This is a genomic window from Streptomyces sp. SM1, from assembly GCF_002910825.1.
GTDB classification, from domain to species: Bacteria; Actinomycetota; Actinomycetes; order Streptomycetales; family Streptomycetaceae; genus Streptomyces; species Streptomyces okerensis.
This window is the reverse complement of record NZ_NEUB01000550.1, coordinates 1-1,006: the sequence shown is the minus strand read 5'-3', so window position 1 is coordinate 1,006 and position 1,006 is coordinate 1. Positions and strand designations below refer to the sequence as shown.

Sequence of the window (1,006 nt, the reverse complement as noted above, 5' to 3'; positions counted from 1 at the left end):
GTCAGCGGCAGATCGTCGCGTTGGCGGCGGCGGGGCTGAGCAACCGGCAGATCGCGGAACGCCTGACGCTGTCCGTCCGGACGGTCGGCAACCACCTGTACGGGGCGTACACGCGTCTGGGTGCGCCGAGTCGTTCCCATCTGCCCCGGCTCACCGAGCCGCTGGAGGCGATGCCTGCGTGAACGGTGCGCCCGGGTGCGGGAGGTTCCGCGTCGTATGCGGCTGCGGGCGGATCGTGGTTGCTCGCGCGGTTTCCCGCGCCCCTTCGGTGTCGGTCGGCCGGACCGGCTCCGCGGGGGCGCGGGACCGGACCGATAGGCGGCTTCGCCGCGTGGGCGCGACCGGCCGCCGGCCTTCCGCTGCCGCCGGCCGGCAGGTTCACGCCGCTCCGAAGGCGGTGAACGCCCACCCCGTGGCCCGGTGCACCGCGTCGGCCGGAAGGGCGGCGCGGGCGTCCCGCAGGGCCTCCGCCAAGGAGAGCCCCGCGTCGAGCCGTTCGTGGAGAGCGAGCATCAGCGGGACCACCGCCGCGTCGTTGACCGGCGCACTGCACGCCACCACACCCGCCGTGCCCAGCGGCAGCAACGCCGTCACCAGGCCCAGGAGTTCATCCGCGCCGACGTTCGCGAACCGGGCCGTGTCGCAGCACGACAGGATGATCCGGTACGGACTGCGGTCCAGCCGCTCGAAGTCGTGCACGATCAGCGGCCCGTCCGCCACCCGCAGGGAGGAGAACAACGGGCCGTCCGCGCGGAACGTGCCGTGCGCGGCGATGTGCGCCAGCGCGGCACCGTCCAGCTCCGCCAGCACCCGCGGCACCGTCGCGTCCTCGTGCTCCAGGACCGTCGCACCGCCGTAGCGGCCGGCCAGTTCGGGAACCTCCGCGCCGCCCGTCGCCAGCCCCGGACCGCGCACCAGCACCTGACGGCCCCCGCGCGGCGGCGCCGTCTCCTTCGCGCGCAGCCAGCTGCTCGCCGACGGCGACACGCTCAGCACCCGCTCCCGC

The 1,006-nt window shown here is 75.3% G+C and carries 2 protein-coding genes; one reads left to right on the top strand and one right to left on the bottom strand.

Features of this window, described 5'->3' with window-relative positions; translation table 11 throughout:
* A partial coding sequence (locus B9S61_RS13535) for a response regulator transcription factor (protein WP_146064825.1) occupies positions 1 to 182 on the top strand: 182 nt, incomplete at its 5' end.
* Positions 183 to 378: 196 nt separating this feature from the next.
* Here the strand turns inward: B9S61_RS13535 and B9S61_RS13530 are convergent.
* Positions 379 to 1,006, bottom strand: a 628-nt coding sequence (locus tag B9S61_RS13530) for a CHAT domain-containing protein (RefSeq protein ID WP_146064824.1), incomplete at its 5' end; no start/stop codon positions are given.